The sequence below is a fragment of the Myxococcus sp. CA051A genome, from assembly GCF_013336705.1.
GTDB lineage: Bacteria > Myxococcota > Myxococcia > Myxococcales > Myxococcaceae > Myxococcus > Myxococcus llanfairpwllgwyngyllgogerychwyrndrobwllllantysiliogogogochensis.
The window spans coordinates 183,161-196,722 of record NZ_JABUMS010000006.1; the positions used below are offsets into that span (position 1 = coordinate 183,161).

Genomic DNA, 13,562 nt, shown 5'->3' on the forward strand with positions numbered 1-13,562 from the left:
CTCCTCCTTCCACCACGCCAACTGCTTCTCCAGCACCTCCCCCTTCAGCCACTCCCGCTGCCACCTCGCGTAATCCGCGTACTGCACCTCCAGGCCCCGCTCCTCCCCCTCCTCCCCTCTCACCCTCGCCCCGTACGCTTCGCTCAACTCCCTCTCCAGCACTCCCACCGACCACCCGTCGAACACGATGTGATGCACCACCCACACCAACACGTGCTCCGCCTCCCCCACCTTCAGCACCTTCGCCCTCAGCAGCGGCCCCCGCTCCAGGTCGAACGGCCCGCGCGCCTCCTCTTCCACTCGCGCCAGCACGTCCCCTTCCTCCACCTCCTCCACGCGCAGCTCCAGTTCCACCGCCTCCTGGATTCGCTGCACCGGCCGGCCGTCCACTTCGCCGAACGTCGTCCGCAGTGACTCGTGTCGCCTCACCACCTCGCGGAACGCGTCCTCCAGTGCCTGCACATCCAGCCGGCCGCTCAGCCGCCGCGCGAAGGGGACGTTGTAGGAAATCCCTCCCGCGTCGAGCTGCGAGGTGAGCCAGAGCCGCTGCTGCGCGAAGGACTGCTCCACCACGCCACCATGCGGCTGGTGCGTCAGGGGTGGCGGCTGCGCGCCATGGTTTTCCTCGAGTCGCTCCGCGAGCCGCGTCACGGTGGGAGACTCGAACAGGACTCGCACGGGCAGCTCCCGGCCCAGCACCTCGCGCAACCGCGACACAGCCCGTGTCGCCAGCAGGGAGTGTCCCCCCAGTTCGAAGAAGTGGTCCTCCACGCCCATCCGCGAGAGGCCCAACAACGGCGCCAGCACATCGGCCACCACCTGCTCCATCGCCGTGCGCGGTGCCACGTACTCACCTCGCGCGTCCTCCGCTCGCGGTGATGGCAGCGCCGTCCTGTCCAGCTTCCCGTTCAAGGTCAGGGGGAAGGCCGGCAGCGGGACGAAGGCCGAGGGCACCATGTACTCGGGCAGCCGTGCCTGCGCGTGCGTGCGCATCGCCTGGGGCGTCAGCGCCACTCCCACGGAGGGCACGAAGTACGCGACGAGCCACCGACCTCCGGGCCCATCGTCCCGGGCCAGCACCGCCACCTCACGCACCTCGGGATGCGCGGCAAGTGCGGCCTCCACCTCGCTCAGCTCGATGCGAAAGCCTCGGAGCTTCACCTGACCGTCCAGCCTGCTGGCGAACTCGAGCGTCCCGTCGCGCAGGAAGCGCACCCGGTCTCCCGTGCGGTACAGCCGGGCTCCCGGCTCCGCGCTGAAGGGATGCGGCACGAAGCGCTCCGCGGTCAGCTCGGGCCGTCGGAGATAGCCCCACGCCAGTCCATCGCCCCCTGTGTACAGCTCGCCCCACACGCCCACCGGCACCAGCTCCAGGGCCGCGTCCAGCACGTAGACGTTCGTGTTGGAGATGGGCCGACCGATGGACACCGACGTGCCGACTCGCGCCGGGTCCGTGAGCCGATGGGTGGTGGTGAAGGTGGTGTTCTCCGTGGGGCCATAGCCGTTGACCACGCTTCCACCCCGCGCCAGCCGCGCGCGGACGGCTCCCGGCGACACCACGTCACCTCCCGTGAGGACCTGACGCACGCTCGCCAGGGCCTCGGGCCGGGTGGCCATCACCTGCTCGAAGAACGCGGAGGTGAGCCACAGCGCGGTGACGCCATGGCGCGACAGCGCGCCCTCCAAATCCTCCACCGAAGGCGAGTGCTCGGAGAAGACGACCAGCCTGCCTCCGTTGAGCAACGGGCCCCACAGCTCCAGCGTGGCGGCGTCGAAGGAGATGGGCGCCAGTTGGAGGAAGACCTCCCCTGCTCCCAGCTCGGCGAAGTGAGCGCCCTTCACCAGTCGGACCACGGCCCGGTGTGGAATGCACACGCCCTTCGGCCTTCCGGTGGAGCCGGAGGTGTACATCACGTACGCCAGCGCCTCCGGTGGGACGGGCACGCCCGGCGCCTCGTCGTCCTCCGAGTCAGCCGGCTCCGATGAAAACTCCAGCGGCAGGATGTGCATGGCCATGGCGGGGAGCCGCGAACGCAACGAGGGCTGGACCAGCAGCACCTGGAGCCCCGCGTCCTCGCACATGAAGGCCAGCCGCTCGACGGGATACGACGGGGCCAGCGGCACATACGCCCCGCCGGCCTTGAGGATGCCAAGCGTCGCCACCACCATCTCCAGCGAGCGCCGCGTGAACAGCCCCACGCGACTTCCGGCCACCACACCCCGCTGCCGCAGCAGCCGCGCGAGCTGCCAGGCCCGCCGATTCAGCTCGGCATAGGTCAGGTGCGCGCCCTCGAACTCCACCGCGACGGCGTCGGGCGTGCGCGCCACCTGCGCCTCGAACACCTCGTGGATGCTCGCCTCGCGGGGATACTCCGTCCGCGTGTCATTCCACGCCACCAGGAGCTGCTCACGTTCGCTGGCGCTCAGCAGGGGCAGCTCCGAGACGCGCTGCTCGGGATGTGCCACCACCGACTCGAGCAACCGGACGTAGCGCTCAGCCAGTTCCGTCACCGTCTCTTCATCGAAGAGGTCCGTGTTGTATTCCCAGTACGTCACCAACCCTCGGGGCGTCTCCCGCGCGAACAGGGTGAGGTCGAATTTCGACACGCCCGGCTCCAGCGGAAGGTCCGAGACGTCCGCGCCTTCGAGCGCCAACGCCGAGGCCGGCGCGCCTTGGAGTACGAAGGCCACCTGGAAGAGGGGCGAGCGACTCAAGTCCCTCCCCGGCTGGAGCGCGTCCACCAGTTGTTCGAGCGGCAGCTCCTCGTGCGCGAACGCCCCCAGGCACGTGCGCCGCACCCGCTTGAGCAACTCCTGGAACGACACATCCTCGACGCGTGCTCGCAGCGCCAGCATGTTCGCGAAGAAGCCGATCATCCCCTCCAGGTCCCTGGAGCCGCGTCCCGCGAAGGGAGAACCGACGACGATGTCCCGCTGCCCGCTGTAGCGCGACAGCAACGCCTGGAACCCCGCCAGCAGCGTCATGTACAGCGTCACCCCCTCCTTCCGGCTCAGCTCGCGCAGGGGGCCCTCCAACGCCTCGAGCGGGGCCATCCACTTCAAGGCTCCGGCGAACGTCTGCACCGCGGGCCTCGGGCGGTCCGTCGGCAGCTCCAGCACCAGCGGCGCTCCCGCCAACTCCTCCTTCCACCACGCCAACTGCTTCTCCAGCACCTCCCCCTTCAGCCACTCCCGCTGCCACCTCGCGTAATCCGCGTACTGCACCTCCAGGCCCCGCTCCTCCCCCTCCTCCCCTCTCACCCTCGCCCCGTACGCTTCGCTCAACTCCCTCTCCAGCACTCCCACCGACCACCCGTCGAACACGATGTGATGCACCACCCACACCAACACGTGCTCCGCCTCCCCCACCTTCAGCACCTTCGCCCTCAGCAGCGGCCCTCGCTCCAGGTCGAACGGCCCGCGCGTCTCCTCCTCCACTCGCGCCAGCACGCCCCCTTCCTCCACCTTCTCCACTCGCAGGCTGAACTCCACCGCCTCGTGGATTCGCTGCACCGGCCGCCCGTCCACTTCGCCGAACGTCGTCCGCAGTGACTCGTGCCGCCTCACCACCTCGCGGAACGCGTCCTCCAGCGCTCCAACGTCCAGCCGCCCTTTCAGCCTCGCGGCGAAGGGAGCGTTGTAGGCGGACCCATCCGGGTCGAGCTGCGCGAGGAACCACAGTCGCTGCTGCGCGAAGGACTGCTCCACCACGCCACCGTGCGGCTGGTGCACCAACGGAGGCCGACGCCCCGCTCGTTCCACCTTCGTGCGGGTGGACTGCTCGCTCTGCGACATGGTGCTCCTCGGGTCCTCGTGAAGTCCCGTGACACCGGTGACCGGGCTGCGGGACTCCCGCGTGAGAGGCAATGAGAGGAAGAGACCGGATGCGTGCGTCAGGCCACGCGGAACTTGTGCCGGGAGTCACCCGGCTCACCCTGACCTGGCTCGACACCGCGCTCCGGCAGGAGCAGGTCATACGGGTCCATCGCATCCCCCGCGAGGCACTCCAGCTCCACGTCCATGCCCAGCCCATATCGCCGGGCCAGCTCCGTGAGGACACGCGTCACCGCCTCGTCCTCCAGCGAGAAGCCCGTGGAGTCGAACACCGTGGACCGCTTGCGCCAGTCCTCGTAGCGCTCGGGATGCTGCACGACGTCGATGATGCCCGGCCCAATCTGCTCGGGCCGGAGCTGCTGGCACTCCCCTTCGACGAGCGCCTGGGGAGGGAAGTCCGGGCACACCAGGCTGCGCTCCAGCAGCGAGCGAGGCAGCTCCACCTTCCCCGGCAGGTCCGAGCCCACCGCGTTGACGTGCACCCACGGCCGCAATCGCCCGTCCTCCAGCACCGGCCCTTCCCCCACCCCCACGGACGTCACCGTGCACAGGATATCCGCCTCCGCCTCCACCGCCTCCCGTGGCGCCGCGCGAACATCCAACCCCAGGAACCCCACCCGCTTGGGAAAGGAGCGCTGCACCGCCGCGTCCACGTCAAAGGCAAGCACCCGCTCCACGGGCCACACGCGGGACAACGCGTGCAGCTGCGTGACGGCCTGCGCCCCGCACCCCACCAGCCCCACCACCCGGCTCTCCGGATGCGCCAGGTGGCGGCTCGCGATGGCGGACGCCGCCCCCGTGCGCAACGCCGTCGCCAGCACCCCGTCCACCACCGCCTTCAAATGCCCCGTCTCACAGTCATAGACACTGTTCGTCGCGATGATGGTGGGAACCCCATAGCGTCTGGGATTCAACGGATTGTAGCCCACCACTTTGATTGTAATTGTTTCCCCCTGGCGCATCACTGGCATCCATTCCAGCACGCCTGTCCGAGCATTGCGCAGGGTGAAACCGTCGCGCTGCCGCAGCTCCGTCCGGGACGTGTCGAACGCGCGAAAGGCGCCTTCCACCGCCTCGATGACCTGGTCCATCAGGGCATCGATTCCAACCTCCTGCACGAGCCTGCGCAGGTCCGCCTGGGTGACGAGAAGTGTCTTCACGGGCGCTCCCCTCGGGTGGAGATGCGAGCACTCTGCATCAAGCCGTCGGGCCTGTGAAGACAATCAAAACAAACCGACACATCATTACCAGACCAGAAGAATTATCATCCCTGATTGCCCATGACCACACTTGCCGACATTGCATGATTTACAGGCCCTCAGCACAAGCCGTATCATCCGACGCCGTGAGCGCACGGACGGACACCGCGGAGTTGTCGTGGGGTTGGGTTCGCAATCCCCGCTTCGACCTTCTCTTCATCGTGGGAACCGCGGGACTGGGCTGTGTCTTCGCCCTGGCCGCGTTGGCGAAACCCTCGCTATTCCCGCTGCTGCTGACCATCGACGTGTGGCTGCTCGGCTACCACCATGTGGTGTCGACCTTCACGCGGCTGGGCTTCGACGGGGAGAGCCGGCAGCAGCACCGCTTCCACATCTGGGTGCTGCCGCTGCTCGTCTTCACGGGGACGTTCACCGTGTACAAGCTCGCGGGCGTCTGGCCGCTGATGAGCATCTACTTCTACTGGCAGGGGTGGCACTACCTGCGGCAGAGCTACGGCGTCAGCCGCATCCTGGACCGGGCCTCGCGCAGGCCACCCTCGGACAATCCGGCCACCGTGTGGATGCTCTACCTCCTGCCCCTGGCGGGCCTGCTCCACCGCTCCGCGCAGGGCTCCACCACGTTCCTCAAGCTGGACGTGCGCATGCTGCCGGTGCCCCAGGAAGTCGCCTGGGCGGCCGCGGCCAGCGCGCTGGTGGCGGTGGCCGCCTGGGCCACGTTCCAGGTCCGCGCGCTGCGCTCCGGCACCGGCAGCCCCGTGCAGACGCTCTATCTGGCCACGCACACGGGCATGTTCACGCTGGGCTACTTCGTCATCCCCAGCCTGGAGACGGGCTGGCTGGGCCTCAACGTTTGGCACAACGCGCAGTACATCCTCATCGTCTGGCTGTTCCACAACCGCCGCTTCGGGGACAAGGTGAGTCAGGCCCACCCGTTCCTCTCCACGCTCAGCCAGAGCCGGCGGATGCTCCACTACCTGGTGGTCTGCGTGGGGATTTCCGCGCTGCTCTACACCTTCATCCTCAAGGGACTCGGGTGGATTCCGGCGGCCAGCCTGCTCATCGTCCAGACGCTCAACTTCCACCACTACATCGTCGACAGCCTCATCTGGAAGGTGAGGCAGCCCGCGGTGCGGCGCAACCTGGGGCTCGCGGCGTGAGCCCCGCCGTCACGCGGACCTTCCCCGCCCGCGTGACGGACGGCACGACGGCCGGACGACTCCGCCCGGCCGCCGACGCGCGCCTCAGGCGCCCACGCGCAGCACGGAGCGGCCGCCGTAGCGGGCCTGCTTGCCCAGCTCCTGCTCGATTCGGATGAGCTGGTTGTACTTCGCGGTGCGGTCCGCGCGGGACAGCGAGCCCGTCTTGATTTGACCGCAGTTGGTGGCGACGGCCAGGTCCGCGATGGTGGCGTCCTCCGTCTCACCGGAGCGGTGGGACATCACGGCGGTGTAGCCCGCCTTGTGCGCCATCTCCACGGCGGCCATGACCTCCGACAGCGTGCCAATCTGGTTGACCTTCACCAGGATGGAGTTGGCGATGCCGTTCTTGATGCCGTCGGCCAGCCGCGTCACGTTGGTGACGAACAGGTCATCGCCGACAATCTGGATCTTCTTGCCGATGCGGTCCGTGAGCAGCTTCCAGCCGGCCATGTCGTCCTCGGCCAGCCCGTCCTCGATGGAGACGATGGGGTACTTCGCCGCCAGCCCCTCCAGGTACTTCACGTGCTCTTCGATGGAGCGCTTCTTGCCCTCGCCCTCGTAGTCGTAGACGCCGCCCTTGAAGAACTCGCTGGCGGCACAGTCCAGCGCCAGGGCGATGTCCTCGTTGGGGCGGTAGCCGGCCTTCTCGATGGACTTCATGATGAAGTCGAGCGCCTCTTCGGCGTTCTTGAGGTTCGGCGCGAAGCCGCCCTCGTCGCCCACGTTGGTGCCGTGGCCGGCCTCGGACAGGCCCTTCTTCAGGGTGTGGAAGACCTCGGCGCCCATGCGCACCGCCTCGGAGAGCGACCTGGCTCCCACGGGCATGATCATGAACTCCTGGAAGTCGATGGGGTTGTCCGCGTGTGCGCCGCCGTTGATGATGTTCATCATCGGCACGGGCAGCAGGTTGGCGGAGACGCCCCCCACGTAGCGGTAGAGCGGCAACCCGCGCGCGGCGGCGGCGGCCTTCGCCACGGCCAGCGACACGCCGAGGATGGCATTGGCGCCGAGCTTCTTCTTGTTCGGCGTGCCGTCGAGGGCAATCATCGTCTGGTCGATTTCGAGCTGCGCCTCCGCGTTCATCCCGCGGACCGCGTTGAACAACTCGTTGTTCACCGCGGAGACGGCCTTCAGCACGCCCTTGCCAAGGTAGCGACTCTTGTCGCCGTCCCTCAGCTCCACGGCCTCGTGCGTGCCCACCGAGGCACCGGAGGGAACCGCGGCGCGACCGCGAATGCCGTTCTCCAGGATGACATCGACTTCGACAGTGGGATTGCCGCGACTGTCGAGAATCTCACGGCCTACGACACCGACGATTGTAGTCATCGCGCCTTCGTAGCGAAGCGGTCCCAGTGCGTCAAGACACGAGTCCCCGAGCGAACCGGGGCATCTCCTGACTCACGCGGACAGTCGGGCCAGGGTGTTCTCCACCCAGCGAAAGCCGATGTGTTCCTGCTCCAGTCGGACGCGCTCGCCCAGCCGCTGATGGCGAAGGTCCTCGTAGAGCGCGGCCTCCGACTCGGTGAGTCGCGACAGCGTGCCCCGGTGAGGCTTGTCCTCCTCCACCCAGTGCGCGTTGTGCGCCAGCAGCACGTCGCGGTCCATCAGCAGGGAATGGACGCGGGGATGGTGCGCGCGCAATCGGTCGAGGATGGCGAAGCCATGCGTGTCGATGTCGCCCCAGTAGTACACCCCCTCTGGCCGGCGCAGGCGCAAGGTCAACGGAAAGAGCGCCTCGCCGGAGAGCGGGGCCGAGAGGATGCGGCCCGAGTCCCAGACGCGCCGGACTTGCTCCCGCACGTTCGCCGGAGTGGTCCATGCGAGCACCCGGCTCATGCGCTCCGGGCCTCTCGCTCGGCGTGGTACTGCTCGATGGTGAGGTTGCGAACCCGGGAGCGGCGGCCCTCCTCGTTGTGGACGTAACCCACGCTGGCCACGTACGGCTCGATGACGCGAATCTTCTGCAGCGGCGTCACGATGAGCAGTTGCAGGTCCAGGCGGCGGAACAGCTCCAGCCCATACGCCGCCGACTCGTCCGAGCCGCGCCCGAAGGCCTCGTCGATGACCACGAAGCGGAACGAGCGCGAGCGCGTCTCGCCCCACTGCAGGCCGAACTGGTAGGCCAGGCTCGCGGCCAGCACCGTGTACGCGAGCTTCTCCTTCTGTCCGCCCGACTTGCCGCCCGAGTCCGCGTAGTGCTCGTGCTCCTGGTCATCCGCGCGCCAGCGCTCCGAGGCGGAGAAGCTGAACCAGTTGCGCACGTCCGTCACCCGCTGCGTCCACTTCGCATCCGCGTCGGCCTCGCCCACTCGCCCCCGGAAGCGCTCGATGATGCGCTTCACCTCCAGGAACTTCTGCTCGGAGTACGCGTCATCCTCCGAGCCCGTGAGCGTGCCCTCCGTGCAGGCGCGCAGGTCCTGCTGGAACTCGCGGATGTCGGCGTCCACCGTCGGCACCAGCTCCAGGACGATGTAGCGGTCCGGGTTGTAGTCGATGGCCCGCAACGAGCGGTTGATGGTGTCCACCCGCTCGCGGATGCCGTGGCGCTCCCGGTGGAGCTGCGCCTGGAAGTTGGCCACCTCGCGGATGGTGTTCTCGTTCAAGAGGCTCTTGAAGCGCGCCTCGAAGCGCGGAAGGTCGTCCGCGCGCAGCGAGCCGAGCAGTGCCACGTACTCCGCCGCGGCCTCCAGGCTCGCCGCCAGCTCCTGGGTCTCCAGCGGAAACTCGGTGCGATACGCCTGCATCGCGGCAAGGAGGGCATCCCGCACCCGCTCCTGCTTGCGCGCCTCGCTGTCGATGCGCGTCTGGAGCCGCTCGCGCACCTGCCGCTCCCGCTCGTCGCACGCGTCCGCTTCGAGCGCCGCGCCCCCCTGCCCCTCCGCGCTGAGCGTGGCCACGCGCGGGTAGCAGGCCCGGATGGACTCTGACGTCTCCCCCATCGTTCGCTGGCACGCCGTCAGCGTCCGCCGCGTCGCGTCCTCCTTCTCCTCCAGGCGTCCCTGGCGCTTCTCCACGGCCTTCAAGGTCTGCTCGGTCGCCGCCAGCTCCTTCTCGACGGCGTCGAGCTCCCGCTCGAAGCCCCTGAGCACGTCGGACTCGCCCTCCAGGGCCTTGAGTCGCTCCTCCCTCCGCTGGATGTCGCTGGCGACCAGACGCCAGTCGAGCTCCCGGAAGGTGTCGAAGACGGCGAGCTGGCCCAACTGCTCGCCCTGGGTCTGCAGCCGCGCGTGGCGCTGTTCGAGCGCCTCCCACCGCGCGGTGGCCGCCTGGATTCTCGCTTCCAAGGCGCGGGACTCCGACTCCAGCGCCTGACGCTTGGTGTCGTTCGTCCAGCCCAGCACCCACTGCGAGCGGTCGTCGATGCGGCGCCGGTCGTCCTTCAAGTGCCGCTCCCCGCCCGACTTCACCTGTCCCGAACGAGAGAGCGCCTGACGTGAGCGAACGAACTGCTCCGTCGTGTCGCAGCAGGTGTAGTCGAACTGCCGGGCGAGCTGCCCCTCCAACCACGGCGCCATGCTGGAGCCCGGCTTGAGGGCGAGCTTGTGCGGAAGGGACTCGGGCCGTGACGGTGGCACCCGCGTCAGGCCCTCTTCCCGGACGCGGTAGTAGACGAGCCGCTCGTTCAGATGGGTGCGGTCCACCCACTGACTGACCCGCGCGTAGTCGGAGTCGGGCACCAGCAGGGACACGCCCAGCGAGTACAGCACGCGCTCGATGGCGCCCGTCCAGTCGCGCGCCTCGTCGCGGATTCGCAGCAGCTCTCCGGCGAACGGGAGCGCGTCCTCGGACAGCTGGAGGTCCGCGCACAGCCGGGCCCGGAGGTGGAGGAATCGCGCCGGGATGTTGGAGCGCTGACGACGCAGCGCCTCCAGTTCCACGGACACGGCCTCGTGCGCCTTCTTCATGTCACGCAGGTCCATGACGACCTCCGTGCGGGTGTTCTGCACCTCCGCCAGCTCGCTCGCGGTCGCCTCGCGCTGGAACTGGACCGAGCGCGCATTGGAGAGGAAGACCTCCAGCTCCGTCGCGGCCGGCAGGCCCACTGCCTGGGCCATCCGCGAGTAGCGGTCCGCCTTCCGCAGGCGCTCGTCCCGCTCATGTCTGCGCTGCACCAGCTCCGCCTTCTCCGTCTCCAGGCGGTCTCCCCCGTTGGCGGAGATGGACTGACGCAGCCTGTCCCGGTCCGCCCCGTGTCGCTCGCGCTGCTCCCGCACCTGCTCCGCCTGGAGGCGCACCTGCTCGCGCTCCGCCTCCAGGCTGGCCAGCCGCGCCTCGAACAGTCGCGCCTTCTGCTCGGAGAACCAGGGCCGCAGGGCGTCGCGGCAGCTTCGCAGCGCGTCGAGCTCCGTGGACAGGGCGGTGAAGCGCTCATGGTCCGCCACCAGCGGCTCCAATCGGCTCACCTGCCGTTTCGCCTTGAGGACCGCTTCGTGCGCGCGGTGGAGGTCATCGAAGTGGCCCATGAGCGCCGCGAGCCGCGTCTCCACGTCGAAGGGAGGCAGCATGTGCTGGCGCACGAAGTCCGTCAGGTTGCCCACGGACTTCATCGACACCGTCTGGAGGAACAGGTCCAACGCCTGCTCGTTCTCCAGCCCGAAGCGTCGCCGGAAGGCCGCCTGATATGGAGGGAACGTCTCATGGACTTCGCGCGAGAGGTCCTTGAGGCGCTTCTTCAGCGCGTTCAGGTCCGAGCCGCAGCGAGAGAAGTGCTCGGTGATGGAGAGCTTCCCATCCGCGACCACGTACAGCCGCGCGGGCTGGCCCTCCGGCTCGCGCATCCACATGACCTGGGCGAGCGTGACGTCCTGGCCATAACCCTCGTTGTGGAAGTGGGCGAGCAGCACCGAGTACGTCGGCGCGTCGCGGAGGAAGACGGGCCTGGCGCCCTGCCCTCCCTCGCCGCGCTCGGACTTGTACTGGCCTCGCACATAGGAGCGCAGTGAGCGCTCCCGGGCCTCCGCGCCCGCTGCCTTGTTGTAGGCGAGCTTCTGGGGCGGCACGAACAGCGTCACCAGGCCGTCCACCAGCGTCGACTTGCCCGAGCCGATATCCCCAGTGAGCAGCCCGCTCTCGCCCTGGAGCTCCAGGTGCCACACGCGGTCGTGGAAGGTGCCCCAGTTGTAGACCTCGAACCGGCGCAGTCGAAACCCCGCGCGCTCGTTGGGCGCGCCGATATCCAACAGGTCCGCCTGCGTGAGAGGACGCACCGTGCTCATTCCACACCTCCAGGTTGTTTCTCGACGAGCTGGTCGCGGTAGGCCGCGAGCCGCTGCTCGAAGTCCTCCAGCCACTGCGCATCGACGAATGCCTTCAGGATGCGGCGGACCTCGAAGGTGTCCTCCTCCCCCAGCCTTCGGAGGAACCCCATCTCCAGCGCCCGCTCGATGTCCTGATTCACGCGCTCCACCCACCGGACCTCGTTGGTGCCATCCGGGAGGAACAGCCTCACCAGCTCTTGCAGCTCATGGCGCCGGAGCACCAACCGCCCGCCCCCCGCCGCGGCGTCCGCATCCGCGAGCTTCTTGCGCAGCAGCGCGAGCAACAGGCTCAGGCCATACCCTAGCTGCCTGCGCGCGATGAGCCGAGGCAGCTCGGATGCGCACTCCCCCTCCGAGCGCTGTCGCAAGAACGCGTGGCCCTCCGACTCGTCGAGCATCAACCGCATGCCCAGCACGGACACCTGGTCCCGCACGCGGGCTTGCAGTTGGAGCAGGGACTGCCACAGCGCGGAGTTGTCCTCGCGGTAGACAACACCTTTCAAGAGGGAGACCACGACGAGTGACAGGGCATCGGGACCTTCAGAGGGACGCGGAGCGGGGGTCGTCATCGGAGGAAGAGCACCAGGGGAAGGGTGGCGCGGCGCGGGTGGCCGCTCGCGTCGGTCCAGAAGAGTTCTTGCGTACGGGCCTCATCGACCGAGGAGCGCCTGTCCTCGGAGGCAAGGCTCAGGTAGACGACCAGCTCCGCGAGGCCGTGTTGCAAGGGGTGCTCCCGCACCAGCTCCGCCAGGGAGATCTGCTCGCGTGACTGGAGGGCCTCCCGGACGTGCGTCTTCAACCGCGCCTTGTCGATGAATGCGAGGTTGAAGAGGGCCTCGGAGGGCACGTCCTCGGTCGCCTCCAGCACCTCCTCGTCCGCCATCCGGGTGCGCGCGGGCGGTGAGTACATGGGACGCTCCAGCGGAAGCTCGAGCGTGGGTGCCAGCTCGTCGAGCGACATGAGGGGCACGGTGGGGGGACGCGTGCGCACGGCGAGGGCGTGTTTCTCGATGCCGCGCAGCACCTGGAGGATGCGGCGGTTCTCCAACCAGACGCGGTCATCCAGGAAGCGGCGGAGCTGACCGGACAGCCTCGCCACGGTGCGCTGGGTGTGCTCGCCGGCCTCCAGCCAGTCGAAGTGGATGCGCGGCAGGCGCGAGTCCGGCTGGAGCGATTGAATGGCGGGATGGGCCAGCACGCGCTCCAGGTTCCGGGTGAGCGACTCCTTGCGCTCGGGGGACATGAGGAAGTCCCAGAAGGCTCGGAAGCTTCGCCCCTGGTCGGAGCCATTGATGGCGTCTCGTTCGCCCAGCACCGTCTCCAGGAGTTCGCCGCGCGTTCCCTCCCACGTCGCGATGCGCTCACGCACGCGCCGGTCCAGCGCATGGAAGCCGTCCTCCAGCGCCCGGAAGTCGGACAGCAGTCCGCGCGCGGTGTCGGACATCTGCTGGAAGCGGTCCTTGAGAGCGGACTCATCCATCAGGTCCAGGTGGCCGGCGCGCACGCGGGCGATCTCCGCCTCCACTTCGGCCTTGCGGCGCTCCAGCTCCACGAGCCGGGCCTCGGGGTCGGGCTCGGTGCCCTCGGTCATCTCCTGGAGGAGATGGAAGACGGTGAGCAATCGGGACTCGGTGCCCACGAAGGGTTGCTCGGTGAGCTGGCTCAACCAGCGGATGGCGCGCTCCGCCGCGGGCGTCAGGTCGAAGTGCGGTTCATCCGTGTCGGGCGGATAGAACTTGCGCAGCCAGCCCGCGCTGTCGGCGGCCCACTCGTCGAGATACGCGCCAGCACTTCGAGGAAACGCGGCCTCCCCGCGCCGCTCCCGGAGGGCGTGCAGATGGTCGTCGAGGCGCAGCACCAGTTCCCGTTGGGGCGTGGCGCGGGCGTTGGATTCGACGAAGACGCGGTGGAGGAAGCTGACGATGAGGGAGGCGTGGTCCGCGACGAGCAGCCGCCATGCGGGATGCTTCAGTCGCAGGGTTTCGAGCGTCGCGAAGTCCATGAAGTATCACCCTTACACCGCGCCTCTGACATGCCCGGGTGACCCCACG

General features: G+C 68.5%; 8 protein-coding genes. 1 reads left to right on the forward strand and 7 read right to left on the reverse strand.

Translation table 11 applies throughout. The annotated features are described in order from the left end of the window. On the reverse strand, positions 1-3,795 hold a 3,795-nt coding region (locus HUA74_RS19245; RefSeq protein ID WP_174455659.1), incomplete at its 3' end, for a non-ribosomal peptide synthetase. A 98-nt stretch (positions 3,796-3,893) separates the two neighbouring features. Continuing rightward, positions 3,894-4,994: an ornithine cyclodeaminase family protein gene (locus tag HUA74_RS19250; protein ID WP_371817265.1), complete on the reverse strand. Its 1,101-nt coding sequence runs from the start codon at positions 4,992-4,994 to the stop codon at positions 3,894-3,896. Positions 4,995-5,179: 185 nt separating this feature from the next. Here HUA74_RS19250 and HUA74_RS19255 point away from each other — a divergent pair, with 185 nt between their 5' ends. Further along, complete coding sequence (locus HUA74_RS19255) at positions 5,180-6,211, forward strand: hypothetical protein (protein ID WP_174455660.1); 1,032 nt, start codon at positions 5,180-5,182, stop codon at positions 6,209-6,211. Between the two features lie 84 nt (positions 6,212-6,295). Here HUA74_RS19255 and eno read toward each other — a convergent pair whose 3' ends face one another. The 5 genes from eno to HUA74_RS19280 all read right to left on the reverse strand — a co-directional run bounded on the left by eno (position 6,296) and on the right by HUA74_RS19280 (position 13,513). Next, on the reverse strand, positions 6,296-7,579 hold the full coding sequence (gene eno / locus HUA74_RS19260) for a phosphopyruvate hydratase (protein ID WP_174455661.1): 1,284 nt from the start codon (positions 7,577-7,579) through the stop codon (positions 6,296-6,298). A 72-nt stretch (positions 7,580-7,651) separates the two neighbouring features. Then, the gene (locus HUA74_RS19265) at positions 7,652-8,089 is read right to left on the reverse strand and encodes a DUF2220 domain-containing protein (protein ID WP_174455662.1); all 438 of its coding nucleotides are present in this window, start codon (positions 8,087-8,089) and stop codon (positions 7,652-7,654) included. Next, positions 8,086-11,469, reverse strand: a complete 3,384-nt coding sequence (locus tag HUA74_RS19270; RefSeq protein ID WP_174455663.1) for an ATP-binding protein — start codon at positions 11,467-11,469, stop codon at positions 8,086-8,088. Before HUA74_RS19270 ends, HUA74_RS19265 begins: the two co-directional genes overlap by 4 nt. Continuing rightward, entirely contained in the window at positions 11,466-12,080 is a 615-nt protein-coding gene (locus HUA74_RS19275) for a DUF4194 domain-containing protein (RefSeq protein ID WP_174455664.1), read from the reverse strand. Before HUA74_RS19275 ends, HUA74_RS19270 begins: the two co-directional genes overlap by 4 nt. Then, positions 12,077-13,513 (reverse strand): DUF3375 domain-containing protein, encoded by a 1,437-nt coding sequence (locus HUA74_RS19280; protein WP_174455665.1) that lies wholly within the window; start codon positions 13,511-13,513, stop codon positions 12,077-12,079. Before HUA74_RS19280 ends, HUA74_RS19275 begins: the two co-directional genes overlap by 4 nt. Positions 13,514-13,562 lie beyond the last annotated feature (49 nt).